The sequence below is a fragment of the Halobacillus sp. A1-3 genome (genome assembly GCF_050971765.1).
Lineage (GTDB): Bacteria > Bacillota > Bacilli > Bacillales > Halobacillaceae > Halobacillus > Halobacillus mangrovi_B.
The window spans coordinates 281,078-304,268 of the sequence record NZ_JBPCEO010000004.1 but is presented as its reverse complement, the minus strand read 5'-3'; the positions used below and the strand labels follow the sequence as shown (position 1 = coordinate 304,268).

The following is a 23,191-nucleotide window of genomic DNA, read 5'->3' as shown; positions in this document are numbered from 1 at the left end:
TTATGAAAGCTCGTCTTTCATATTTGGAGTCAGTAACCCGACTTCTTCATAAATCGTACCGAGTTTATCGTTGAACTCAGTAAATTTCTCATCTGCAGTTGAAAGGTCTGCTTCTTCGACATTGGCCTCTAAAGCAGAAGCAACTTCTTCATAATAAGCTTTTAATGATGTAGTTACAGCCTCCTGGAGTTGAGATTTAATATCTTCAGACAAATCAGCTTCAACTGTATAGTTTGCTGCTTCCTCTGCTGCTTCTTGCGCTGCAGTCAGGGCTTCTTCACCGGCTGTTTTAATCGCTTCAACGTCTGGTTCCTCTGCAGAAACCGCTCCTTCATAAGCTGCAATTTTAGCTTGATATTCTTTAAACGTATCTTTTAAATTCATCTGAGCATTTAGCAATTCTTTCTTTGTTGCTTGCTCATCATTGCCTTGATCCTTCTCTTCAGTCTGGCTGTCGGATTCGGCACTGCTGTCTTCTTCTCCAGAATCACCGCTGCATCCAGCTACAACTAGTGCACTTGTAAGACCTAAAGCCAATAACCATCTTTTCATGTAAAAAGACCCCCTTTTTGTATGACAAACTATAGTTTAATGGAGCCGGTTACATATGTAAAGAATTTGCAAAAATGTTATACTATACTGAAAATTCAATCCATCAAAATCAACAGGAGGAATCCTATGTTTTTACCAAGTTTTAGACTAGATAACAAATTAGCCGTTATTACCGGAGGAACAAAAGGGATAGGAAAGGCGATCACATTAGCATTTGCCGAATCAGGGGCAGATGTCATTATCATCGCTAGAAACGAAAAAGATTTAGAGAAGACAAAGCAGGAAGTAGAGGAACTTGGCCGACAGGCGAATACCATCTGTCTGGACATCAATGAATACGAGAATATCATAAAAGAAGTGGAAGAACTAAGAGGGAACAGACATATAGATGTTTGGGTAAATAACGCTGGAATGAACATAAGGAGTGAAGCAGAAAAAGTAAGTGAGGAAGAATGGGATCAAATTGTTTCTACAAATATGAAAAGCGCCTTCTTTCTATCTCAGTATGCAGGAAGAGTAATGAAAGAGAAAAAAGAAGGAAAAATCATAAATATCTCTTCTGTCGGTGGTCATACAGCTTTGCGAACTGGAGTAGTTTATGCGATGACTAAAAGTGCTCTTATCCAAATGACCAAAAACCTTGCCCTTGAATGGGGAAAACACCAGATCAATGTTAATGCGATTGGGCCCTGGTACTTTCCAACGGCGCTTACAGAAGAACTCCTTCAAAATGAAGATTATGTTCAATCAATCTTGGAGCGCACTCCTCTGAACCGAATTGGTAAATTAGAGGAATTATCAGGAGCTGCTGTCTTTTTAGCTTCTGAGGCCGGAAACTATATGACCGGACAGACGCTGTTCGTAGATGGAGGCATGACGATTTATGGATTTTGAATAATTAAGCAGCGGACGTTTGACAAACGTCTGCTTTTTTTGTGAATTAATATGGCGCATACAACTCATAATTCCACTATATTTGCCAACAATAGAAGAAAAGGAGGGAGACTCATGCCATACATTCTCTCAACAGGCATACAGCAAGCCGACCATACTTACGCTCAAACGGACATCCAGAATATAGTCAAAGAACTTTTTCCTCTTAAACCTCATGAAATAAACCGATTGCTTCCTATCTTTGAAAATGCAGATATCAATGAACGCCAATTTGCAATGGAACTAGATTGGTTTAAGGAGGAGCATGGGTTAGCTGAACGAAACAAGGTTTATCATGAGAAAGCGATTCAGTATGCAAAATCTGCAGTAGAAAACTGCCTTTCAGATGAAAGGTTTTTAAGTGGGGAAGTTGAGCCATCCATGATCGATCACGTTATTTTTATTTCTTCTACTGGAATCTCAACACCTACTATTGATGCTTATCTCATTAATGAATTGAAGCTTAAAGATTCCGTCAAAAGAACACCGATCTTCGGGCTTGGATGTGCTGGCGGGACAAGCGGCGTTGCTAAAGCTTATGAGTATTTACTTGGTCATCCCGAAGAGAATGTATTGATCATTTGTGTGGAGTTATGCAGCTTGACGTTTCAACACGATGATTCGAGAGTAAGCAATTTTGTTGGGACTGCACTATTCGGCGATGGAGCTTCAGCTGTATTGATGGCAGGAGATCACTCTTTAATAAAAGGCATGAGTGAGTCCTCTCTTTTGAATGTCTATTCCTCTAGTTCCAGGATTAAACCAAACAGTACGGATGTTATGGGGTGGAAAGTCGTTGATAATGGTTTTGAAGTCATTTTTAATAAGAGTATTCCAAGGCTGGTTAAAGATTTTTGGAGTGTCCATATGGCAGACGTGTTGAAAGAAAACAGAATGGAAGCAAAAGAGCTGCCGTTCATCATAGCTCATCCGGGTGGAAGAAAAGTGTTGGAAGGGTATCAGGAAATCTTTGACTTACCAAAAAGAACGTTGGAAATCTCAAAAAACGTTTTACGTAACCACGGAAACATGTCCTCACCAACCGTTCATTTTGTTTTGTATGAAGCGATGTTGACAGTACCGGAAAAGGGAACGAAATCAGTGATGACATCATTAGGCCCTGGCTTCAGTTCTGAAATTGTTTCTTTGGAGTGGGTATAGATGAAAATACTGCTTATTGTTTTATACTTATTCCTTGTATTCCAAAGGCTTGGGGAACTCGTTATAGCTAGATCAAATCGACGTTGGATGCTTGAACGAGGAGCACGAGAAGTAGGAGAGAATCATTACTTCCTGTTTATTGTGCTTCACAGCTTATTTTTCGTTTCGATAGGGATGGAATTTTACTTCACTTCATTTCAATGGAATCCATTATTCTACCCAGCACTAACGGCTTTTTTTATATTGCAGGTATTGCGTATTTGGTGTATTGCGACACTCGGAAGAAGGTGGAATACGAGAATTTTGGTATTGCCCGATGAAGAGCCAATTAGTAAAGGACTATACCGTATTATTAAACATCCTAATTATGTCATTGTATTTTTTGAGCTGCTCGTCATTCCTGTCCTGTTCCACGCCTACTATACCGCGTTAATATTTCCGTTCCTTCATTTAATGGTGTTAACGGTTAGGATCCCTGCGGAAGAGAAGGCTTTGCAGGAGAGGGTTTAAATTTTCTGAATCTCTATTGCTTCCATAAAAAGAGTCTGCTATACTTCTAAATAGAAATGAAAATCATTATCAGTTAGAAGGGTGAGGGCAAGATGATCCTTTTCATATTACTTGTTGTGGCTGTATACAGCAGTTTAATGGTTTGGATTCTCGCAAAGGTAGGCTCGGTTCCTGCACAATCGGTACTGAATTTAGTAAAAGGGAATACAAAGCGTTCACTTCCTCAAAAACGAAAAACCTATGAGCAAACAATTTCCGTCAGGTGAATCTCACCTGATTTTATTTTTGTTATAATGATGAAAATTGGCGATATCCGTCGAATAGTGGCGATTTAACCTTAAAGAGTGGGCAATTTACGCTTTGGGATACAAAAAATATTCATGATAAGCTTAAAGAAGTGTTTTGAAGATGATAGGTAAGGAGCGGACTATGAAAAATAATCATGCGTTGGCTTATTTTTTAGAAGATTTATGGTCGAAAGGTTTCAAACTAAGTGACGAAGATGTACGGTTTATATACTTTGGAAAGAATTCTACAAATGCAGCCCAGTGGAAAGCCATTATTGCAGTTAAAGTAACATTGAAGTTTCAGCATAAATTTGATCCAAGCTTCTTTATCAGCGTGTTGGAACATATAGCTAAACCTGAAGTGAAGACGAAGCGAGAAGCTTATCGTTCACTGGAAAAACGAGGGTTTTACTCCAAAATGCCATTACATAAATAACCCAGATGACCCATCATCTGGGTTTGGTATAATTTTGCAAAGCTTCCCGGGCAAGACGATCTGCATTCTTGTTATGTTTTTCGGGGATCCATTTATAAAAAACGTATGGGAAGCGCTCCTGCAATATTAAAATTTTCTCAAACATGGGTCGGAATTGTTCGTTTTTTGTGAAGTTCTTTTCCATCGTATCTACGACAATTTTAGCATCGGAACGAACAGATATGATCTCACCAGGAAACAAATCCACACAAATCTCAAGGGCCTTAATGACAGCTAAAAACTCAGCTTCATGATTGGTTTTTGCACCAAGGTAAAAGGTATATTCACTTAACGATTGGCCTTTTTTAATAATTATACCTGCTGCACTTGGACCTGGATCTCCACTTGCTGCCGCATCTGTATAAACTTCAATCACGTTAAGTCATCTCCTTTCATTCCTCGGTTTTGAATCGTCTTGCTATATAAAGGAACGGCGTGTCTAGTGCTGCCACAATAAACTTGATAATATAAGTTGTCAGGAATATCTCCAGCCAAACTTCTATAGGATAAAGTCCGTAAAATGCAATTGCGCAGAATATCGCACTGTCCATTAATTGACTGACCATCGTACTTCCGTTGTTTCTAATCCAAAGTGTACGGGAACCTGAGAACATACGCTTTAATCTTGTGTAAAGCCATACGTCGAAGTATTGACTGATAATGTAGGCAACTAAGCTCCCGATAGCAATGCGGGCACCGACTCCAAAAATTGTTGTGAAAGCAGACTGGGCGATATCATTTTCACCTGGGGTAAATAAAATAGCCATCTGCATAAGAATAGTTAACACAATGAGAGTGGTAAAACCCATCCAAACTGCTTTCTGGGCATCTTTCTTGCCATATTTTTCATTGAGTATATCTGTAGCTAAAAAAGCTGTTCCGTAAAGAATATTTCCTAATGTTGCATTCAGTCCGAATAGTTCAACCGTTTTAACGACTTGAAAGTTTGCTATAACCGTTGACATCCCAATCCATACGAACAGTCCAGGTTTACCGAAAATTCTATACACACTCAGTAATAAAGTAAAATTAATAATGGCGAATAAAATCCATAACCATTCATTGCTCATTGTTCCTTCCTCCTTAGTTTTGGTATCGCGGGAGTTTACGAACCGCGGGCTCTTTGAACCAAACGTAAATTATACGTGGATGAAGGAGTAATTTCAAGGGAAGAGAAGTAAGTAAGAGTTAATTAAGGTCTTGAAATTTTATCTATGCCTATTAAGGCTGAGTTTGTAGATACAGAAGAGATGAAAAAAGCGGCAACCGTTTACGGTTGCCGCTTCCTTAATTTATTGTTTTACAACGTTAGCCGCTTGAGGGCCACGGTCGCCTTCTACGATTTCAAAAGATACTTCTTGTCCTTCTTCAAGAGACTTGAAGCCTTCTTCTTGAATGGCAGAGAAGTGAACGAATACGTCATTTCCGCCTTCCACTTGAATGAAGCCATAACCTTTTTCTGCGTTGAACCATTTTACTGTACCGTTTTGCATTTTATGATTCCTCCTAAAAAACTTGCACATCGTGCGTAAAAAATTACAAATAGTCCATCTATCTCATAAAAAAACCCCATAGAAACGCCGGAATATAAATTCCAAAGCACTTCTATGGGAACTACCTGTCATTTATGATTCCGATCGACTTATTTGCTTATTCATAATATATCGTATCAAAAGTAGAGCGTCAACAAATTGGCCGAATTTTTTATGTGTTTCCTAAATCATCATAATATTCTTAATAATTAGTTTGGAGAATTTTTTTCTTTTTTCTCTTCAGGTCATCAAGACTAGGTTACAATAAGGAAAGAAAGCGTTTAAAGGGAGGAATGATGGAATGAAATCTGATATCGAGATTGCTCTTGCTTCAGACATGAAGCCTATTAGAGAAATTGCGGACCAATTGGAGCTTACTGAAAGCGATTGGGAGCCTTATGGTCATTATAAAGCTAAACTATCTGACAAATTATTGAAAAAATTATCTGAGCGTCCAAACGGAAAAATCATTTTGACAACTTCTATTAATCCGACTCCCGCTGGTGAAGGAAAATCAACGGTTACAGTCGGTTTAGGACAAGCGCTGAACCAATTGAACAAAAAAGCGATTATTGCACTTAGGGAACCTTCTCTCGGACCTACTATGGGCATCAAAGGAGGAGCAGCTGGGGGTGGTTATTCCCAAGTCGTACCTATGGATGAAATCAATTTGCATTTTACTGGAGATATCCACGCCATTACTGCCGCTAACAATGCATTATCGGCGTTCATTGATAATCACATCCATCAAGGCAATGCACTGAATATAGATCCACGCCGCGTTGAATGGAAACGAGTTTTGGACATAAACGACAGGGCGTTAAGGCAAGTTATCGTAGGACTGGGTGGACCGGCAAGGGGAGTCCCACGTGAAGACGGCTTTAAAATTTCGGTTGCTTCAGAGATTATGGCTATTTTATGCTTAGCAAATGATCTAGAAGACCTAAAGTCACGCCTTGCTAAGATCGTCATCGGCTACACGTATGAGAAACAGCCGGTCACTGTAAAACAGCTGGAGGTTGAAGGGGCTCTGACACTCTTACTTAAAGACGCCATCAAGCCAAATTTAGTTCAAACATTGGAAAATACTCCGGCAATTATCCATGGTGGTCCTTTTGCAAATATCGCTCATGGATGCAATAGTGTGATTGCTACGAAAATTGCTTCAAAGCTCGGAGATTATGTTGTTACTGAATCTGGCTTTGGTGCTGATCTTGGCGCTGAGAAATTCCTTGATATTAAGACGCGCGCAGGGGAATTCGAACCTGCCGCTGTCGTAATAGTAGCTACAATTCGAGCGCTTAAGATGCACGGCGGAGTAAATAAAAAGGAACTTGAAACTGAGAATGTGACAGCCTTGGAAAAAGGAGTAGAAAACCTTAAAAAACATATGGAAACAATCGAAGGATTTAATCTGCCATTTGTCGTTGCCGTAAATCGCTTTCCAGCAGATACGGAAGCTGAGGTTGAATTTTTAATGAATTGGTGTGAGAAGCAAGGGGCCCCTGCTGCACTTGCAGACGTGTTTTCTAAAGGCGGCAGTGGTGGTCTTGAATTGGCAGAAGAAGTTATTCGTCTGTGTGAAAAGAAATCAGGTTCTTTAAGTTACACTTATGAATTAAATGATTCTCTCGATGAAAAAATTAATAAAATTGCTCAAAAGGTATACGGAGCAGACGGAGTTGAATTCTCTTCTAAAGCAGAGAAACAATTGATCCAAATGGATGAACTTGGTTTTAGTGATTTACCTGTGTGTATGGCTAAAACTCAGTATTCTTTATCAGACGACCCCACCAAACTTGGACGACCAGGTGGCTTTAAAATTTCTGTCAAAGAGCTCCATGTTTCTGCAGGGGCTGGATTCGTCGTCGCTCTTACTGGGGATGTTATGACGATGCCTGGTTTGCCAAAAAAACCGGCAGCTCTAAAAATGGACGTTACTGAGTCCGGAGTGATTAAAGGATTATTTTAATAGATCTACCCTCTTGCATGATCCTGTGCAGAGGGTCTTTTTTTTGCTAAAATAGCAGTAATACATAGATGGAAGGAGGATGCTGCTTGGGTATTAATATTGGATTGACTGGATGGGGCGATCACGCTTCGTTATATACAGATCAGACAAAGCCTGCAAACAAGCTTTCTGAGTATGCTTCTCACTTTCCTGTTGTCGAAGTGGATACAGCTTTTTATGCTATTCAGCCTCAAACGCACTATGAAAAATGGGTGCAGCAGACTCCGGAATCCTTTAAATTTGTGGTCAAAGCTTTCAGTCAGCTGACCGGACACGATCGTGAGTCAAGGACAGTTCAGGAAGCTAAGGATTTGATGAAGCGCTATGAAGAGTCAATCCAGCCAGTTGTTGAAGCAGGAAAGCTCGAAGCTCTCTTGTTTCAGTTTCCTCCCTGGTTTGATGTAAGAAAACAACATATTCAGAAGTTGCGATTGATCCGTGAATGGATGGATGATTATCCTCTTGCGCTTGAGTTTAGGAATCGAACGTGGTTTCAGCCTTCTTATTATGAACAGACCATTGCCTTTATGAGAAAACAAAATTGGATCCATGCTATCTGTGATGAACCACAAGCAGGAGAAGGGTCTGTGCCCCGTGTATTAGAACCGACTCATTCTGAAAAGACTCTGGTTCGATTTCATGGTAGAAATGTACATGGCTGGAATAAAAATGGACGCAAAGATTGGCGGAAAGTTCGTTTTTTATACCGCTACAACAAGGAAGAACTCCTAGAATGGGCGGGCCGGATTAAAGAGCTGAAGGAAAAGACACCATCTATCACAATGCTGTTCAACAACAATTCTGGTGGCGATGCCGCCGATAACGCGAAACAAATGATGAATATACTTAATTTACAATATGACGACCTGAATCCTAGGCAGATGGATTTGTTTCAATTTTAGGAGGTTTCATGGATCAAAAGAAAGCGTTATTGACGATACAAGAATACATTAACTCATATTTTGGCACAGACCCCAGCGGGCATGATTATTCTCATATGAAAAGGGTGGCACAATGGTCAAAAGAGCTGGCCCAAAAGGAAGGAGCGGATTCTTTTCTTTGCGAAGTGATGGGCTGGTTGCATGATATTGGTGATTCGAAGCTTTTTGACTATCCAGAACATGCAAAAGAACAGTTGGTCAGCTTATTAATAGAACTTGGTTTTACCAAGGAAACTATAGACGAAATTCTGTCGGTCATGGATAGCGTGTCCTTTAGAAAAGGACAAATTCCATGCTCTTTGCCAGGCAAGATAGTCCAGGATGCTGATCGTCTTGACGCTATGGGAGCAATCGGCATAGCACGGACATTTGCCTATGGAGGGTCAAGAGGCCAGGTTATTTTCAGTGAAAATCAACAAACAGCAAACTCGATCCAACACTTTTATGATAAATTATTAAAGCTATCTACGCTTATGAACACATCCGCTGGAAGGCAAGAAGCAGAACGAAGACATCAATTTATGCTGGAGTTTTTAGAGCAATTTCATAAAGAAACGAACATACAACAATGAAGAATATCAGGGGGATGCAGATCATGTTAAAGAATGAGCAAGCTTATTTGGATTTATGCCGTCATGTCATGAAGGAAGGTACAGAAAAAAGTGATCGAACAGGCACGGGGACGTTATCCGTTTTCGGACATCAGATGAGGTTTAACTTGCAGGAAGGCTTTCCTCTGTTAACGACAAAACGAATTCCCTTTCGGTTGATTGCTAGTGAGCTGCTCTGGTTTATCAAAGGGGATACAAATATCCGCTACTTGCTCAAACATAACAATAATATTTGGAACGAATGGGCATTCCAGAGCTGGGTAGAGAGCGACGAATATGACGGTCCTGATATGACTGATTTTGGAAGAAGAAGCCAAACGGATGAAGCATTTAAAGAGCGCTATGATGAACAAATGATTAACTTTAAAGAACGGATATTGTCAGATGACGATTTTGCCGAGAAATATGGCAATCTAGGTGCTGTTTACGGGAAGCAATGGCGGGATTGGAAGACATCTCAGGGAGAAACCATTGATCAATTAAAAAAAGTTATTGAGGGTATCAAAAACAATCCTGATTCTAGAAGACATATTGTTACCGCCTGGAATCCTGAAGACGTGCCCTCTAATATGGCTTTACCACCGTGTCATACGATGTTTCAATTCTATGTGGCAGACGGGAAACTTTCATGCCAACTTTATCAGAGAAGTGGAGATATCTTCCTTGGCGTTCCATTCAACATTGCCAGTTACGCATTGTTAACACATCTGATTGCTCACGAGTGTGGCCTGGAACCTGGAGAATTCATCCATACTCTTGGAGATGCACACATATATACGAATCATATAGAACAAATTAAAAAGCAGTTATCCAGACAGCCTAAAGGATTGCCAACTCTTTTTCTAAACAAGGAAATTGAGAGTGTATTTAATTTTGAAATAGAAGATATTAAGGTAGAAGGCTATGAACCGCATCCAGGAATCAAAGCACCTGTAGCCGTATAACATACACGAGGTGATAAACGATGATCTCATTTATTTTCGCTATGGACAAAAATCGCTTGATAGGAAAAGACAACGACCTTCCTTGGCACATCCCCAATGATTTTAAATTTTTTAAAGATATGACCTGGGGTAAGACAATTATTATGGGGCGAAAAACCTTCGAATCTTTTGGAAAACCGCTTCCTGAAAGGGAACACATTGTCATTACAAGCAATCGTGAGTACAGCCAAGAAGGCTGCAAAGTCATCCATTCCATCGATGAAATTCTCAAGTTGGAAGAAAATCATCCAGATAAAGAATGGTTCGTTATTGGAGGCAGTGTTCTGTTCGAAAAGATGCTCCCTTATGCAGACCGTATGTACTTGACTTACATTGATCACGCTTTTGAAGGGGATACCCATTTCCCAGAGTATGATGAGAGCGAGTGGAAGCTGATCTCTGAAACGAAAGGGCAGAAGGATGATAAGAACCCTTATGATTATTACTTCCGTACGTATGATCGCGTTCAAACATGAAACTCTTAAGTGATTACTGTGCAGCGGTGCTTGCAGGGGGCGGTTCGACCCGAATGGGTACAGATAAGGCCAGGCTTCCTCTTGGGAATTCAACCGTAGAGGAACGAGTGATCAGAGAATTGCACAATCTTACTTCTACTGTGGTATTAAACAAAAAAGAACCCATAAATACACCGTTGCCGACGATCTCTGATGTGTATGAAAATGTGGGTCCGCTCGGAGGCCTCCAGGCAGTAATGGAAGTGAGAAAAGAAGAATGGTTCATCGTATCTGCCTGCGACACTCCTTTTATAAAAAAAGATGTCTATCAGTATTTAACAAACTTTGTCAATGATCAGAGACAGACCATTATCCCTATCTATAATGGACGTTTTCAGCCTTTATCAGGGCTCTATCATAAAAGTATCTATCCTGAACTTGTGTCTCTATTAGAAAACGGCGATCGCCAAGTAGGAAAATTATTAGACAGGGTCCACACATACTATGTTGAAGATTTTGGCGAGCTTCGAGCAAAAGACCTAGATCTCCATTTTTTCAATATGAACACTCCTGATGATTATCAAAAGGCAAAGGAAATCGCAAAAAATCTAGCGTAATCAAGACATTTCGTTTAGAAAATGATATCATGAAATTGAAAATACTTAACAAATCCACTTCATGTTTATGAAGGTAAGAAAAATGTTCAACCTTAACTTAAATAGCTAGTGACAGAAGGCGGTGAAGTACATGCTGTCAAGCATTGGAATTCCAGGCCTCATCTTAATTTTGACGATTGCTCTCGTCATCTTTGGGCCTAAGAAGCTTCCGGAAATAGGGAAAGCTGCTGGACAGACTTTGAAAGAATTCAAAAGTTCAGCACGCGATTTAACTGATGATGTTAAAGAAGAGAAGCCAGAAGTGAAAAAATAATGGAGTGATAAACCATGTTATCAAACATTGGTGTACCAGGTCTCATCCTGATTTTGATTATCGCTTTAGTGATTTTCGGTCCTTCCAAATTGCCGGAAATCGGGAAAGCTTTTGGAAGCTCCTTAAAAGAGTTCAAAAAAGCAACTGGAGATATCATGTCAGACGATGACACGAAGAAGAAGTCTAACGACGAATAATATAGAAAGGTGTAAGGGGGCTCCCTCTTACATCTTCTTTTTTGCAGGCTGTATGGAGCCTGGAGGTGGAACAATTTGTCAGATGAAAAAGTAACCCAAGATATAGAAATGAACTTTACAGATCATTTAAGTGAATTGAGAAAAAGGATCATATGGACACTCGTATTCTTTGTCGCGTTTTTTGCTGTTGGTTTTTTGAATGTAAGAACCATTCAAAATTTCTTTGTCGAAGAACTGCCGTTTGAATTGAATATGACAAGTCCAGGCGAGATTATTTGGATATTCTTTACCATTGCGAGTATTGTAGCCATTGCCGGTACGTTGCCGGTTCTATGCCTGCAAGTATGGCTGTTTATAAAGCCTGCGCTGACACCCAAAGAACGGAAGGTATCCCTAGCCTATATTCCCGCCATCTTTCTATTATTTTTAGCAGGGCTGACATTCGGCTACGTTGTTTTTATTCAAATGATCCTCCCATTTTTGCTTTCATTGAATGATGGTATGTTCAATGAAATCTATACGGTGGAAAGGTACTTCAAGTTTTTATTCAGAGTCACCATTCCATTTGCCGTTCTTTTTGAAATTCCAATTCTGACGATGTTTTTAACTAGCCTTGGGATCGTGAATCCTATGTTTCTAGTAAAGGTGCGGAAGTATGCTTATTTTATTCTGATTATTATCGGGACGATAATTTCTCCTCCCGATTTTATCCTTCAGATTGTAGTGGCCATCCCCCTTATCGTCTTGTATGAAATCAGTATTGTTTTATCTAGAATTGTGTTCAGAAAGAAATTGAAGAACCATCAGGAATTCATGGAAAATGATTAGGAACAAGAAGAATCCTCATACAGGGGATTCTTTTTTATATCAGCTAATATCTCCATGTGCGAGGGATAGCCGCGTTCGTCCTTATCAATTCCTTTGCCGAAACTATGAATACGTGATAAAACAGAAATAGTATAAACACAGGAGGAAAAACAATGAGATCCTTTTACCATTATATGATGCGTTACCGTGGAAATCGGAAAAATGATGATGAAAAAAGATTGGCCGATTGGATGTTTGAAGACCATAGCTTTCCTAAACAAGCGAAATCCTATGATGAGCTCAGCCGCTATCTGGAGTGGAACATTCCGTTCCCAAACGCGCTTTCGGTATTTGACCGACTATATGAAACTTACAAACTGGATGAAGAATAACTATATTGTTAAGGGGAGAGAGCCTGTATGCGAATTTTACATACAGCGGATTGGCACTTAGGAAAAATCGTCAATTACGTGCACATGACCGAAGACCAGCAGTTTATTTTAGATCAGTTCATTCAAATTGTAGAAAAAGAAGAACCGGATGTGATTATTATCGCGGGGGACCTTTATGACCGTTCGATTCCTCCTAAACAGGCGGTTGACCTTCTTAATAAGACTTTGACAAAATTGATTAACGATTTTAACATTCCAGTCCTTGCTATATCAGGAAATCATGACAGCCCCGACCGGCTGCAGTTTGGGACTGAGCTGTTCCGTAGACAAGGTTTGTTCCTGGATACAAAAGTTAAACCGGATAGGAAACCTGTAACTCTTTACGACGAAGAGGGTCCTGTTCATTTTCACTTGATTCCATATGTTGAACCTGCAGAGGTTGCTCATGTATTTGATGATTCATCTATACGTTCTCATCAGCAAGCGGCAGAGAGATTGATCGAGGACATTAAAGAACAATTTGACATGGACGAGCGTCACGTATGGATCGGACATTCGTTTCTGGCAGGGGGCATGGAAACGGAATCTGAAGAGCGCCTTTCCATGATCGGTGGAAGCCCTTATATTGATGCCCGTTTATTTGAAGACTTTTCATATGTGGCACTGGGCCATTTACATCAGGCTCAAAGGGTGACCGCAGATCACATTCGCTATAGTGGGTCGATATTAAAATATTCTTTCTCAGAAGCAAACCATAACAAATCTGTCACTTCGGTTGATTTAGAGTTTGACGGATCATTTAGAATAAATAAAATTCCATTGATTCCACAACATGATTTTGAAATGATCGAAGGTTACTTCGAAGAACTATTAAATGGAGAGGCAGCCGCGCATGCACATAATTACCTTCATATACGTTTATTAGATGATGGTCAATTGATCGATCCGATGGGAAAACTTCGAAAAGTATATCCAAATATTCTTCACCTTGAGCGAAGAAGGACAGCGACTAACAATTCTTACGAGGAGCTGCATAAAGTCAAGGAGCGGCAAAAATTATCCCATCAAGATTTATTCCGCTCTTTCTATGAAGATATTAAAGGAGATTCAATACCCGAACACCGGAAGGATCTAGTCCTACAGGCGATAGAATCTTTGAAAGAAAGGGAGAGGGGGGAGTAATATGAAAGCACTGTCTTTAACGATGAATGCTTTCGGTCCTTATAGGCTTAAACAGACGATAGATTTTTCTACCTTGGGGGAGGAGTCGATTTTTCTAATTACAGGACCAACTGGAGCGGGGAAAACGACGATTTTTGACGCGATGTGTTTTGCCTTATATGGGAGAGCTAGTGGTAGTGACAGGGATCAGGATAGCATGAGAAGCCATTTCGCCGATCAAGAAGAAACGACTTATGTGGATTTTCAATTTGAGCTTAGAGGGAAGTCCTATCGCATTCTGCGCATGCCAAAACAAATGAGAAAGAAAGAGCGCGGAGAAGGCTGGAAAGAGGACCCTGCACGCGCTGAGTTATATATGGTTCAAGAAGATGGAGAAAAGCTTATTGCTTCAAAGATTAAAGAAGTAAACGAGCACATAGAAGAAGTTTTAAGCCTGGACTACGAACAGTTCAGAAAAATGATTATGATACCTCAAGGGGAGTTCCGAAAACTAATTTCAGAGAATAGTAAAGAGCGAGAAGAGATTCTCCAACGTATTTTTAAAACCCAATTTTATTCGGAGCTGACTGAATACTTCAAAATCCGTTCTAAATCTCTTGAAAAAGAGATCGAACAATTTCAATGGAAAATCAATCAAGAGATTCATAAAGTCAATTGGGGTCTAGACAGTGATATTTCCATAGAGGATGAAGATCCTGAAAAAATTATCGGGTTATTAGCAAAGAGATTGGATGAACAAACAAAATGGATCAATGAAGAAAGATCTCATCTTGAGGACTTAACTAACCAGTCCGAGCAGTATCAGAACGATTTTCATAAAGCAAAACAACTTCAAGAAAACTTTGATGAGCTTGAGAAAACTCAAGAGGAACATCAGCAGCTTAAAAAGCGTGAAGGCGTGATTCGTGAGATCGAAGACGAGTTAACAAAAGGAAAACAGGCGGCTCAAGTGCTTCCATATGAGAAGCAGTGGAAAGAGCGAGAGCAGGAACTTAAAGAACAAAAAGAATTATTATCCAAAAAAGAAGAGTTGCTAGGAGAAAAAAGCAAAGAATACGAAGCTATCAAACAAATGTACTTGGAGAAAGAAGCTCAGGAAGACGAGCGGCAAGCCTTAAAGGAAAATTGGAAAAGTAAGCTGGAAGAACAGAAACGATTGAACGACTATTTATCGATCAACCGTCAACTTCAAGAGACTCGAAACAAAACCGAACAATTTCGTTTTCAAATAAAAAAATATGAGGAAGATCAAGTACAGTTACGTCAGCAATACCAAATGTTGAAGAATAAAACGACTAGTGAGAGAGAAATCACGAACGAACGATTAGAGAAAAGAAATTTACTTGAAAAGCTAAAGCAACAGTCTCACTCACTCGAAAGGCTTTGGAATGAATTGAAAAAGCTCAACCGGATGAGAAGTCATTACCAAACATTTATGAAAGATTATCGAGAGGTTAAATCCCAACAAGAACGCACAAAACGAGCCTATGAAGGTGCTTTAGAAGAGATAAGAAAACATCATGCTTATACATTATCTCTGGAATTAGATGAAGGAAATAAATGCCCTGTTTGCGGCTCTCACAGTCATCCTAATCCCGCTCAAAAGCCAGAACATATAATGGCAGAGAATGAATTAGATCAGTTGAAAAAAGCTTACGAAAAGGCAGAAGAAGCCTTCCGAAGAGCGCAGGAAAAAGCGGTTCAAGTGAAATCTGAGGGAGAGACTCAGCGTCAATTAACAGAAGCGCTTTATCATGATTTACGTGAACTCACATCCAATTTGGAAGAAACATCCGTGAAAGAAGCATATAATCAAATGAGTGATGAAATTTCATCTGTTCAGACAAGGATATCCACACTTGATGTGGAATCAAAGAAAATTCAAAACACGTTAAAGGAAATGGAAAATATAGAAACAAAGCTTGCCTCGCTTGAAGAAACCCTTGAGAAAGAAAAGCAGCGTTTCTATGAAAAACAGCAAGAACTAACCCGCCTAGAAACAAAGGAACAATCTTATCGTGAAAACTATACGTTCAGCACTAAAGATGAACTTGAACTGAAGGAGCTCGTCCAAAAAGCAGAAGATCAATACGTTAAAGAAGAGAAAGATTGGGAACAAATTCAACAACGTTATTCAAAAATAAGAGATGAATTTAATAGTGCAAAAGTATCAGAAAATGAAGCGGAAATTTATAAAAATCAAGTAGAAACAGTGGTACAACAGCATTATGAAGAATTTAAACAAACGTTTGATCAATTCCAATTTATGTCTATTGAAGATTATCAGAAATCCCTTTTATCAGAGAAAGATATGAGAAACAAACAAAGGACAATCGATGACTATAAACAAAGAAGGGCGATCCTTACCGAACGGGTTTCGGATCTACATGAAAAACTAAAAGGAAAAGAGAAACCGAACCTAGAAAATCTTAAAATCAAATGGGAAGAAATTAAGCAGGAGCTAAATCGACAGCAGCAGAAGGTCAATGAAATGCATATGTCAATAAAGCAGAATGAACAGGTGCACGAAAATCTTGGAAATCTCATGGAAGACCAAGGTGAGCTTGCAAAACAGTATTATGACATTGCTGAATTGGCGCAGCTTGCTAAGGGAGATAACCACCTCCGTTTGTCGCTTGAACGCTATGTATTGGCAGCTTTTTTAGATGAGATACTAGTGCAAGCAAATATTAGGCTTGATCAAATGACGGATCATCGATATCAGCTGATCCGAAGTGATGAAGTAGCTAAGCGTGGGGCGCAGAGCGGGCTTGACCTTGAAGTTATCGATCATCATACAGGACAACAGCGTTCTGTAAGAACTCTATCAGGTGGTGAAGGTTTTAAAGCTTCTTTAAGCCTTGCCCTTGGTATGGCGGACGTCGTACAGTCTCACGCTGGAGGGGTCCAACTTGATACTTTGTTTATTGATGAAGGGTTTGGAACATTAGATGAAATTTCCCTCGAACAGGCGATTGAATGCTTGCGAGGGCTTCAGGATGGTAACCGTATGCTTGGCATCATATCTCATGTGCCTCAGCTGAAAGAGGAAATCCCTGCAAAGCTGCAAATTGACACCGGTCCTGACGGGTCTAAAGTGAAGTTTGTTTTTCAATAAATAAGAGGAGGAGCCTGGATGTCCACACCTTTTACAATGGAATGGCTCATAATTACAGAAGGAAGAGAGAAAAGGGTGAATGAAGGGGAAAACCTATTTGAGATTGCCTATGAGGGATATAAGTTATTTCCTATCAATGAACCTTTGGAAATTAGAAAATATCTTTCTTCAAATGGTATAGGCTTCTGCGTAATTGAAGAGTTAATCTTAAAAGATCACTCTACACATTGTAAATACCGATTGATTTCTTTAAATTCCGTCAATTAAAGAACTAGGAAACCGGCACTCCTGTCAATTCATGCGCTTGCCCGGGAAATAGATCAAATATTTCTCTAGTATATTTACTGGTAGTAAAGGAGTTTTACTTTGAAGATTTTTAAAAACGACTGGGCAGAAATTTTAGAACCAGAATTTAAAAAGGAATATTATCTTCATCTAAGAGAGAAATTGAAACAAGAATACAATGAAAACACCATTTATCCTGATATGTATGAAATATTTGCTGCTTTACAACACACTTCTTATAAAGGAACGAAGGTCGTTATCCTGGGACAAGACCCTTATCATGGTCCGGATCAGGCTCATGGGTTCAGTTTTTCTGTCAAGCCTGGGGTCTCCCTGCCTCCCTCGCTTAGAAATATTTATAAAGAACTGGAAAACGACCTCGGCGTTACTCCGCCTTCCCATGGATATTTGAAGTCATGGGCAGAAGAAGGTGTCCTATTATTAAATAATGTTTTAACTGTTCGTGCACATCAGGCTCATTCTCATCAAGGGTTTGGTTGGGAATATTTCACAGATAACGTAATTGAACGGTTAAATGATAGAAAAACACCAATCGTATTTATTTTGTGGGGAAGACATGCCCAGAAAAAAGGAGCTTCCATAAACAGAAAGAGACATAAAATCATTACTTCTCCCCACCCGAGTCCACTTTCAGCTCACAGAGGCTTTTTCGGAAGCCGTCCTTTTTCAAAAACGAATGAGTTTTTGAAAACAACAGGCCAGGAGCCTGTCGACTGGTCTCTGCCACAAAGCCCAGATGGGATAATAGCCCAATCCGAATAGAAAACCAGGCATATGCTACAGTATTCTAAAGTTTCGGAGGGGTTTCTATGTTTCCCACAGGTCAACCTCCTTTCCCTCCTCAAGGACCAGGTATGATGCAAGGGCTGCAAGGTTTCCAAAGAGCTGCTGCGCCGCAAGGAATGATGAGATCAGTGACACCTTTTCTCAATAACGGTGCTGCAGGTTACGGCGGGTTCGGGGCCCGAGGTATGGGAGTACCCGGATTCGGCGGATTTGGAGCACAAGGTGCAGGAGGAGCAGGTTCTCAAGGGTTAGTGAGTAAAATGCTGGGTGGTGCTGGTACAGCTGCTAAGTCAGGAGGGGCTGGATGGCTCTCTAATATCCAAACAGCATTAAAGGCGATGCAAAGTGCTGCTCCTATGGTACAGCAGTACGGCCCAATGGTTAAAAATATCCCGGCGATGATTAATATGATGAAAATCATGAGTGAGCCGGATGATGAGGACGACGATGACGTTGCAGACACTGAAAGTGAATTAGAGTCACCGTCTCCTTATAATGATTTTACAGCTGAAGAATCCGAATCTAAGTCTTCCTCGGCAAAGGGCAGACGACGTCAAGGTGCATCACAGCCTAAATTATATATTTAGGCTGTGCGTGTGGCTTGATTTTTTTTTGTGAATTAGAAAGAATAAGGTCAAGCTGAATGAAATGCTTAGTCGAGAAGTTAGGAGGCTTCATTATGAATAAACAATTACAAGTAGCTACTTTTGCAGGTGGGTGCTTCTGGTGCATGGTTGAACCCTTTGATAAGCGCCCTGGCATAGAATCCATTGTCTCTGGTTACACTGGAGGGCATACAGTAGATCCGACTTATATGGATATTATTACTAAAGACACAGGACATCGTGAGGCTGTACAAATAACCTTCGATCCAGAAAAATTCCCTTATGAGCGACTCGTGGAACTATTCTGGCAGCAGATTGATCCAACAGATGAAGGTGGACAGTTTGCAGATCGAGGAGAGTCCTATAAAACCGCGATTTATTACCATAATGAAGAACAAAAAAAGATTGCTGAAGAAAGTAAGAAGCGCCTTCAAAATTCAGGGGTTTTTAAAGAACCTATCGTTACACCGATTCTTCCTGCAGAAACTTTTTATCCTGCAGAAGAGAAACATCAGGATTATTACAAAAAGAACTCCTTTCACTACAAGCTTTATAAAAAAGGGTCTGGACGAGCTAAATTTATTAAAGATCATTGGGGCTTTAAGAAAGACAAGAAGGAATTAAAGCAGCGTCTATCCGATATACAATATAAAGTGACACAGGAAAATGGAACAGAGCGTCCATTTCAAAACGAATATTTCGACCACGAAGATGAAGGTATTTATGTAGATATCGTCTCAAAAGAACCATTGTTTAGCTCAAAGGATAAATATGATGCCGGTTGTGGATGGCCAAGCTTTACAAAGCCAATTGAGCGACAGAACCTCACGGAAGCGATGGATACTTCTCATGGAATGAGAAGAATTGAGGTAAGAAGTGACCAAGCTGATTCCCATCTTGGTCATGTCTTTGAAGATGGACCCAGAGATAAAGGTGGACTAAGGTATTGCATTAACTCAGCAGCCCTTGAGTTTATTCCAAAGGATAAAATGGAAGAAAAAGGGTATGGATATTTAACCCACTTGTTTTATTGATCAGAGGGACAGGCTTGCATAGGCCTGTCTTTCTTGTTGTCCAGGAAATGATTCTTAATTGACTTTAGATAACTTTTTACGTTGTGATCTCCTCGAGGTCATGGCAATCCCGAGGTGCTTGTGTTTTTGTTCAGTACTCAAAAGGGAACGTTATGTAAGAGAACGCATGAGGAGGCTTTTTACTACCCTCATGATATAATAGGAGTGGATGAGGAGGGTTTCCAAATGGGAAGAAAGAAAGCACTAACAAAAGAAGATGTATTTAAGGCAACACGGGAAATCCTCATGAAAGAAGGGCTCCACGGAGTTCACTTTAAAAAGCTTGCCTCAAAACTCGACGTCGGGCGCAGTACCTTATATGAATATTTTGAGAACAAAGATGATCTCCTTCTTGCCTATATGAAAACCTTAATGGACGAAATGAATGAAAAAGTTGAGAAGATACCGAGTGAAAATCCCCCCAATCAAAAACTCTATGAGCTTTTAAAGGTCATCCTAACTCATGCTCAAATTCATCAGATTGATCAAATGATTCGTGAGCTGCAATCGAGCAACAAGCAAATGGCATCATTTTTTAGAGACGAACTGCATATTGATTTGATGCAGACTTATGATCTAATGATTCAATGGATAGAGGAGGCTATGGATCTTGAGCTCTGGAGCAGGGAAATGGATTCGAATTTAATCGGTGATCTATTATTTCATTCCATTTTACTGCCAAGCCGAAACAAAATTGGAGTGGAAGAGCTCGCTTCTCAGTTGTTCAGTATGATCGAGAACGGCGTTTCTCTAAAGAAGAAGTAATCCAAAAAAGCCGCACCCTACATAGGAGCGGCTTTCATTTTACTCTGGCTCAACCATTTTATAAAACGGATTACGCCATTCTGTCAACAATCCATAGTTGCAAGACTCTGCATCTTCGAGATAATCTTTAACAGGCTTGATTGGTGATCTGCCTGCTTTGAGCAGAAAAGAGACGACAGGGTCTTTTATTTCAGCTTTTATCACTTGGTTCACATATTCTTCAGGAGTGAGCTCATTCTCATACAAATAATAATTTGGCATCCGGGCTCCGCCTACCAGCCTTTCAAGTTTCAGGTGGACAACCGTTTCATACATGGCTTGCGTGAGTTGCTTACCTAATCCAATGGACCTGTATTCGGGGTTTACACATAAGTCTACTACATACAAAGTGTTGCCGTTAGATTCGTGAGTTTTCATTGTGCCGTTTGCCGTGATCTCATCCCATCGATGATCAAGATTTTCGTCCTGAAGTGTAGTGATCATTGTGGTCATTGATCCAGCTACTTCGCCATCAACTTCTATACAGATACACCCGTCCTGAAAGGTTTGGATTTGATTCTCCAGCTGATCTTCTGTCCACCATAAATCGGAAGGAAAAGGCGGAGGAAAAGCCTTCTTTTGGATCTCGATTAACTTATTAAAATCCTTTGATTCGTAATTTCTAATATGTAAGTGGTTAAAAACAGATCTTTGTTTGTCATATCCATATATCCATTTATCCATCGTAATAGTTCCCCTTTCAAAATAATAAAGGTTCAGCCGTTTGAGGGAGGAGGTCCAAAATCGTATGGTAAGAAAAGAAACGTTTGTTACTTATGGTATTGCTCTCTGTTCAGGCATCGGATTTAAAAGCTTACATTTGCCTCTTCCCTGGATTTTAGGTCCAGTTACGGGGTTGTTGCTGCTAAAACTACTATTGAGTTATGAGACTTCCACGGTCAGGTCGGCAAGGGACATTGGATTTACCATTTTAGGAGTCCAAATTGGTCTTACCTTCACTGCACAGACGTTCACACTCGTGTTTCCTTATTTGCTGCCTTATACGGTCCTGTCCCTACTATTAATTTCGACAAGTTTGTTCTTAGCCTATCTTATTGCTAAGAAAACCGCAATAGATATGAAGACAAGTATGATTGGCAGTGCACCTGGAGGGCTCTCTGCTATGTTGGCAGTAAGTGAATCACTGAAAGGGAATACAGTACTAGTGACCATATTCCATACGATTCGTCTTCTATCCGTTCTGTTTATAATCCCGTTTATCGCTACTCATTTTTTGAGTGGCTCTGAGGCTCAGAAGGCTGTTATCAGTAGTGAAAGCAGTCAAGGTCCTCTTTGGACGACACTTATTTATTTGGCCGCATTTGGATTAGGGTACCGTTTCAAAGACCGTATACCTGCCTCCTGTGTAATTTTGCCGATGCTTCTCATAGGTCTCTTGCAGGCATTCGGCTTTCCATTATACCAATTGCCACAAGTATTCTATATTGGTGCGCAGGTGATTATTGGGGTACATTTAGGTAATTCCATTCGTATCCGTGACTTGGTTATTGCTGGAAAGTATTGCAGCTTATATTTCGGTTTATCCATTATTATCATCACTTTAGGGATCTTCTTAGGCTGGCTGCTAACGTCGTGGACAGGGATGGATTTTGCAACGGCTGTTTTGAGTTTGGCTCCAGGAGGGTTAGTAGAGATGTCTATCACTGCAACTGAAGCGGGAGCACAACCGGCGCTTGTCAGTTCTTTACAGATGATTCGTCTATTATTCATAGTCATGGTGCTGCCCCTTTTATTTCAAAAAATCCTGCCTAGGGTACATGAACTTTGACATTATCTCGAATTAAAGATAAAATTTCATTAGTTATCATCTTACTAATCTACTTCACGATTTTAAGGAGGCAAAAAGACATGAATATGAAGCATATTTTCAAACAAGGAACTTCCGATCGTGTGTTGCTGCTTTTGCATGGCACTGGCGGTACTGAAGAGGACTTGCTGCCGCTTTCAGGCCTAATTGATAAAGAAGCCTCTGTACTATCTGTAAGAGGAAATGTTTCTGAAAATGGCATGTCACGGTTTTTCAAGCGGCTAAGAGAAGGCGTGTTCGATGAAGAAGATTTAGTTGAACGGACCAATGAATTGAACACGTTTTTAAGTGAAGCGGCTGAAGAATACGGATTTGATAGAGATAAAGTCGTAGCTGTTGGATATTCTAATGGTGCAAATATTGCAGGAAGTCTTTTATTCCATTTTGAAAAAAGCCTTGACGGCGCTATTTTGTTCCATCCGATGGTTCCGCGGCGAGGGATTAAACTTCCTGATCTTCACGGACTTCCTGTATTTATCGGTGCAGGTGAAAACGATCCGATATGCCCTGCTCAAGAAACGGATGACTTAACAGAACTACTTGAGGGGGCAGGAGCCATAGTGACGAATTACTGGGAGAAAATGGGTCATAGGCTGACGGAAGCAGAAGTTCGAGAAGCTGCCAATTGGTATAAAGAACAATTGTAACCAGATGGTTATTGAGTCATTGACACGTTCATTGTATGATAGGAGCACGAAGGAACAAGGAGGAT

At 40.2% G+C, this 23,191-nt stretch carries 28 protein-coding genes; 23 read left to right on the top strand and 5 right to left on the bottom strand.

From position 1 onward, the window contains the following. The gene (locus ACRYKC_RS09365; protein ID WP_433806461.1) at window positions 1-552 is read right to left on the bottom strand and encodes a hypothetical protein; all 552 of its coding nucleotides are present in this window, start codon (window positions 550-552) and stop codon (window positions 1-3) included. A 126-nt stretch (window positions 553-678) separates the two neighbouring features. Here ACRYKC_RS09365 and ACRYKC_RS09360 point away from each other — a divergent pair, with 126 nt between their 5' ends. From ACRYKC_RS09360 to ACRYKC_RS09345, 4 genes are all read left to right on the top strand, one after another. Beyond that, the gene (locus ACRYKC_RS09360) at window positions 679-1,446 is read left to right on the top strand and encodes an SDR family NAD(P)-dependent oxidoreductase (RefSeq protein WP_433806460.1); all 768 of its coding nucleotides are present in this window, start codon (window positions 679-681) and stop codon (window positions 1,444-1,446) included. 114 nt (window positions 1,447-1,560) lie between these two features. Continuing rightward, window positions 1,561-2,646 carry a type III polyketide synthase gene (locus tag ACRYKC_RS09355; protein ID WP_433806459.1) on the top strand — a complete coding sequence of 362 codons (1,086 nt, stop codon included), beginning with the start codon at window positions 1,561-1,563 and terminating at the stop codon, window positions 2,644-2,646. Further along, on the top strand, window positions 2,647-3,156 hold the full coding sequence (locus tag ACRYKC_RS09350; protein WP_433806458.1) for an isoprenylcysteine carboxyl methyltransferase family protein: 510 nt from the start codon (window positions 2,647-2,649) through the stop codon (window positions 3,154-3,156). It begins immediately after the preceding gene. Between the two features lie 429 nt (window positions 3,157-3,585). After that, window positions 3,586-3,879: a DUF6123 family protein gene (locus tag ACRYKC_RS09345; protein WP_433806457.1), complete on the top strand. Its 294-nt coding sequence runs from the start codon at window positions 3,586-3,588 to the stop codon at window positions 3,877-3,879. 13 nt (window positions 3,880-3,892) lie between these two features. Here the strand turns inward: ACRYKC_RS09345 and ACRYKC_RS09340 are convergent, their stop codons facing one another. The 3 genes from ACRYKC_RS09340 to cspD form a co-directional block, all read right to left on the bottom strand. After that, window positions 3,893-4,294 carry a ribonuclease HI family protein gene (locus tag ACRYKC_RS09340; RefSeq protein WP_433806456.1) on the bottom strand — a complete coding sequence of 134 codons (402 nt, stop codon included), beginning with the start codon at window positions 4,292-4,294 and terminating at the stop codon, window positions 3,893-3,895. Window positions 4,295-4,310: 16 nt separating this feature from the next. After that, window positions 4,311-4,988, bottom strand: coding sequence for a queuosine precursor transporter (locus ACRYKC_RS09335; RefSeq protein WP_433806455.1), 678 nt, complete (start codon window positions 4,986-4,988; stop codon window positions 4,311-4,313). 222 nt (window positions 4,989-5,210) lie between these two features. Next, on the bottom strand, window positions 5,211-5,411 hold the full coding sequence (gene cspD, locus ACRYKC_RS09330) for a cold-shock protein CspD (protein WP_085029777.1): 201 nt from the start codon (window positions 5,409-5,411) through the stop codon (window positions 5,211-5,213). 340 nt (window positions 5,412-5,751) lie between these two features. Between cspD and ACRYKC_RS09325 the strand changes: the two genes are divergently transcribed. From ACRYKC_RS09325 to ACRYKC_RS09245, 17 genes are all read left to right on the top strand, one after another. Continuing rightward, the gene (locus ACRYKC_RS09325) at window positions 5,752-7,422 is read left to right on the top strand and encodes a formate--tetrahydrofolate ligase (protein WP_433806454.1); all 1,671 of its coding nucleotides are present in this window, start codon (window positions 5,752-5,754) and stop codon (window positions 7,420-7,422) included. A gap of 86 nt (window positions 7,423-7,508) precedes the next feature. Then, complete coding sequence (locus tag ACRYKC_RS09320; RefSeq protein WP_433806453.1) at window positions 7,509-8,363, top strand: DUF72 domain-containing protein; 855 nt, start codon at window positions 7,509-7,511, stop codon at window positions 8,361-8,363. 8 nt (window positions 8,364-8,371) lie between these two features. Next, window positions 8,372-8,974, top strand: coding sequence for an HD domain-containing protein (locus ACRYKC_RS09315; protein ID WP_433806452.1), 603 nt, complete (start codon window positions 8,372-8,374; stop codon window positions 8,972-8,974). 23 nt (window positions 8,975-8,997) lie between these two features. After that, window positions 8,998-9,957 carry a thymidylate synthase gene (locus ACRYKC_RS09310; protein WP_433806451.1) on the top strand — a complete coding sequence of 320 codons (960 nt, stop codon included), beginning with the start codon at window positions 8,998-9,000 and terminating at the stop codon, window positions 9,955-9,957. A 20-nt stretch (window positions 9,958-9,977) separates the two neighbouring features. Further along, window positions 9,978-10,472 carry a dihydrofolate reductase gene (locus tag ACRYKC_RS09305; RefSeq protein WP_433806450.1) on the top strand — a complete coding sequence of 165 codons (495 nt, stop codon included), beginning with the start codon at window positions 9,978-9,980 and terminating at the stop codon, window positions 10,470-10,472. Beyond that, the gene (gene mobA / locus ACRYKC_RS09300) at window positions 10,469-11,068 is read left to right on the top strand and encodes a molybdenum cofactor guanylyltransferase (RefSeq protein WP_433806449.1); all 600 of its coding nucleotides are present in this window, start codon (window positions 10,469-10,471) and stop codon (window positions 11,066-11,068) included. The genes ACRYKC_RS09305 and mobA overlap by 4 nt, the downstream gene beginning before the upstream one ends. Window positions 11,069-11,198: 130 nt before the next feature. Next, complete coding sequence (locus tag ACRYKC_RS09295; RefSeq protein ID WP_085029784.1) at window positions 11,199-11,381, top strand: twin-arginine translocase TatA/TatE family subunit; 183 nt, start codon at window positions 11,199-11,201, stop codon at window positions 11,379-11,381. Window positions 11,382-11,395: 14 nt separating this feature from the next. Then, on the top strand, window positions 11,396-11,578 hold the full coding sequence (tatA, locus tag ACRYKC_RS09290) for a twin-arginine translocase TatA/TatE family subunit (protein WP_085029785.1): 183 nt from the start codon (window positions 11,396-11,398) through the stop codon (window positions 11,576-11,578). Between the two features lie 108 nt (window positions 11,579-11,686). Then, entirely contained in the window at window positions 11,687-12,406 is a 720-nt protein-coding gene (gene tatC / locus ACRYKC_RS09285; protein WP_433806594.1) for a twin-arginine translocase subunit TatC, read from the top strand. 152 nt (window positions 12,407-12,558) lie between these two features. After that, the gene (locus ACRYKC_RS09280; protein WP_433806448.1) at window positions 12,559-12,777 is read left to right on the top strand and encodes a YozE family protein; all 219 of its coding nucleotides are present in this window, start codon (window positions 12,559-12,561) and stop codon (window positions 12,775-12,777) included. 27 nt (window positions 12,778-12,804) lie between these two features. Then, window positions 12,805-13,959 (top strand): exonuclease SbcCD subunit D, encoded by a 1,155-nt coding sequence (locus ACRYKC_RS09275; RefSeq protein ID WP_433806447.1) that lies wholly within the window; start codon window positions 12,805-12,807, stop codon window positions 13,957-13,959. Window position 13,960: 1 nt separating this feature from the next. Beyond that, complete coding sequence (locus tag ACRYKC_RS09270) at window positions 13,961-17,077, top strand: AAA family ATPase (RefSeq protein WP_433806446.1); 3,117 nt, start codon at window positions 13,961-13,963, stop codon at window positions 17,075-17,077. A gap of 18 nt (window positions 17,078-17,095) precedes the next feature. Next, a complete protein-coding gene (locus ACRYKC_RS09265; RefSeq protein WP_433806445.1) occupies window positions 17,096-17,344 on the top strand; it encodes a DUF2584 family protein in 249 nt (82 codons plus the stop codon). A gap of 99 nt (window positions 17,345-17,443) precedes the next feature. Next, on the top strand, window positions 17,444-18,145 hold the full coding sequence (locus ACRYKC_RS09260) for a uracil-DNA glycosylase (RefSeq protein WP_433806444.1): 702 nt from the start codon (window positions 17,444-17,446) through the stop codon (window positions 18,143-18,145). 47 nt (window positions 18,146-18,192) lie between these two features. Beyond that, window positions 18,193-18,756, top strand: a complete 564-nt coding sequence (vrrA, locus tag ACRYKC_RS09255) for a VrrA/YqfQ family protein (protein ID WP_433806443.1) — start codon at window positions 18,193-18,195, stop codon at window positions 18,754-18,756. Window positions 18,757-18,848: 92 nt separating this feature from the next. Beyond that, on the top strand, window positions 18,849-19,808 hold the full coding sequence (gene msrB / locus ACRYKC_RS09250; protein ID WP_433806442.1) for a peptide-methionine (R)-S-oxide reductase MsrB: 960 nt from the start codon (window positions 18,849-18,851) through the stop codon (window positions 19,806-19,808). A gap of 225 nt (window positions 19,809-20,033) precedes the next feature. Further along, complete coding sequence (locus ACRYKC_RS09245; RefSeq protein ID WP_433806441.1) at window positions 20,034-20,612, top strand: TetR/AcrR family transcriptional regulator; 579 nt, start codon at window positions 20,034-20,036, stop codon at window positions 20,610-20,612. 39 nt (window positions 20,613-20,651) lie between these two features. Here ACRYKC_RS09245 and ACRYKC_RS09240 read toward each other — a convergent pair whose 3' ends face one another. Next, complete coding sequence (locus ACRYKC_RS09240) at window positions 20,652-21,335, bottom strand: GNAT family N-acetyltransferase (protein WP_433806440.1); 684 nt, start codon at window positions 21,333-21,335, stop codon at window positions 20,652-20,654. Between the two features lie 64 nt (window positions 21,336-21,399). On the opposite strand from ACRYKC_RS09240, the gene ACRYKC_RS09235 reads away from it, so the two are divergent. Together ACRYKC_RS09235 and ACRYKC_RS09230 are read left to right on the top strand one after the other, a co-directional pair. Further along, window positions 21,400-22,440: an AbrB family transcriptional regulator gene (locus ACRYKC_RS09235; protein ID WP_433806439.1), complete on the top strand. Its 1,041-nt coding sequence runs from the start codon at window positions 21,400-21,402 to the stop codon at window positions 22,438-22,440. Window positions 22,441-22,526: 86 nt separating this feature from the next. After that, window positions 22,527-23,126 carry an alpha/beta hydrolase gene (locus ACRYKC_RS09230; RefSeq protein ID WP_433806593.1) on the top strand — a complete coding sequence of 200 codons (600 nt, stop codon included), beginning with the start codon at window positions 22,527-22,529 and terminating at the stop codon, window positions 23,124-23,126. The last annotated feature ends 65 nt before the right edge of the window (window positions 23,127-23,191 follow it).

Bases quoted from the DNA above. Each gene is read 5' to 3' on its own strand.
- ACRYKC_RS09365 (WP_433806461.1), bottom strand. From the start codon at position 552: ATGAAAAGATGGTTATTGGCTTTAGGTCTTACAAGTGCACTAGTTGTA.
- ACRYKC_RS09360 (WP_433806460.1), top strand. From the start codon at position 679: ATGTTTTTACCAAGTTTTAGACTAGATAACAAATTAGCCGTTATTACC.
- ACRYKC_RS09355 (WP_433806459.1), top strand. From the start codon at position 1,561: ATGCCATACATTCTCTCAACAGGCATACAGCAAGCCGACCATACTTAC.
- ACRYKC_RS09350 (WP_433806458.1), top strand. From the start codon at position 2,647: ATGAAAATACTGCTTATTGTTTTATACTTATTCCTTGTATTCCAAAGG.
- ACRYKC_RS09345 (WP_433806457.1), top strand. From the start codon at position 3,586: ATGAAAAATAATCATGCGTTGGCTTATTTTTTAGAAGATTTATGGTCG.
- ACRYKC_RS09335 (WP_433806455.1), bottom strand. From the start codon at position 4,988: ATGAGCAATGAATGGTTATGGATTTTATTCGCCATTATTAATTTTACT.
- cspD (WP_085029777.1), bottom strand. From the start codon at position 5,411: ATGCAAAACGGTACAGTAAAATGGTTCAACGCAGAAAAAGGTTATGGC.
- ACRYKC_RS09325 (WP_433806454.1), top strand. From the start codon at position 5,752: ATGAAATCTGATATCGAGATTGCTCTTGCTTCAGACATGAAGCCTATT.
- ACRYKC_RS09315 (WP_433806452.1), top strand. From the start codon at position 8,372: ATGGATCAAAAGAAAGCGTTATTGACGATACAAGAATACATTAACTCA.
- ACRYKC_RS09310 (WP_433806451.1), top strand. From the start codon at position 8,998: ATGTTAAAGAATGAGCAAGCTTATTTGGATTTATGCCGTCATGTCATG.
- ACRYKC_RS09305 (WP_433806450.1), top strand. From the start codon at position 9,978: ATGATCTCATTTATTTTCGCTATGGACAAAAATCGCTTGATAGGAAAA.
- mobA (WP_433806449.1), top strand. From the start codon at position 10,469: ATGAAACTCTTAAGTGATTACTGTGCAGCGGTGCTTGCAGGGGGCGGT.
- ACRYKC_RS09295 (WP_085029784.1), top strand. From the start codon at position 11,199: ATGCTGTCAAGCATTGGAATTCCAGGCCTCATCTTAATTTTGACGATT.
- tatA (WP_085029785.1), top strand. From the start codon at position 11,396: ATGTTATCAAACATTGGTGTACCAGGTCTCATCCTGATTTTGATTATC.
- tatC (WP_433806594.1), top strand. From the start codon at position 11,687: ATGAACTTTACAGATCATTTAAGTGAATTGAGAAAAAGGATCATATGG.
- ACRYKC_RS09280 (WP_433806448.1), top strand. From the start codon at position 12,559: ATGAGATCCTTTTACCATTATATGATGCGTTACCGTGGAAATCGGAAA.
- ACRYKC_RS09275 (WP_433806447.1), top strand. From the start codon at position 12,805: ATGCGAATTTTACATACAGCGGATTGGCACTTAGGAAAAATCGTCAAT.
- ACRYKC_RS09270 (WP_433806446.1), top strand. From the start codon at position 13,961: ATGAAAGCACTGTCTTTAACGATGAATGCTTTCGGTCCTTATAGGCTT.
- ACRYKC_RS09265 (WP_433806445.1), top strand. From the start codon at position 17,096: ATGTCCACACCTTTTACAATGGAATGGCTCATAATTACAGAAGGAAGA.
- vrrA (WP_433806443.1), top strand. From the start codon at position 18,193: ATGTTTCCCACAGGTCAACCTCCTTTCCCTCCTCAAGGACCAGGTATG.
- msrB (WP_433806442.1), top strand. From the start codon at position 18,849: ATGAATAAACAATTACAAGTAGCTACTTTTGCAGGTGGGTGCTTCTGG.
- ACRYKC_RS09245 (WP_433806441.1), top strand. From the start codon at position 20,034: ATGGGAAGAAAGAAAGCACTAACAAAAGAAGATGTATTTAAGGCAACA.
- ACRYKC_RS09240 (WP_433806440.1), bottom strand. From the start codon at position 21,335: ATGGATAAATGGATATATGGATATGACAAACAAAGATCTGTTTTTAAC.
- ACRYKC_RS09235 (WP_433806439.1), top strand. From the start codon at position 21,400: ATGGTAAGAAAAGAAACGTTTGTTACTTATGGTATTGCTCTCTGTTCA.
- ACRYKC_RS09230 (WP_433806593.1), top strand. From the start codon at position 22,527: ATGAAGCATATTTTCAAACAAGGAACTTCCGATCGTGTGTTGCTGCTT.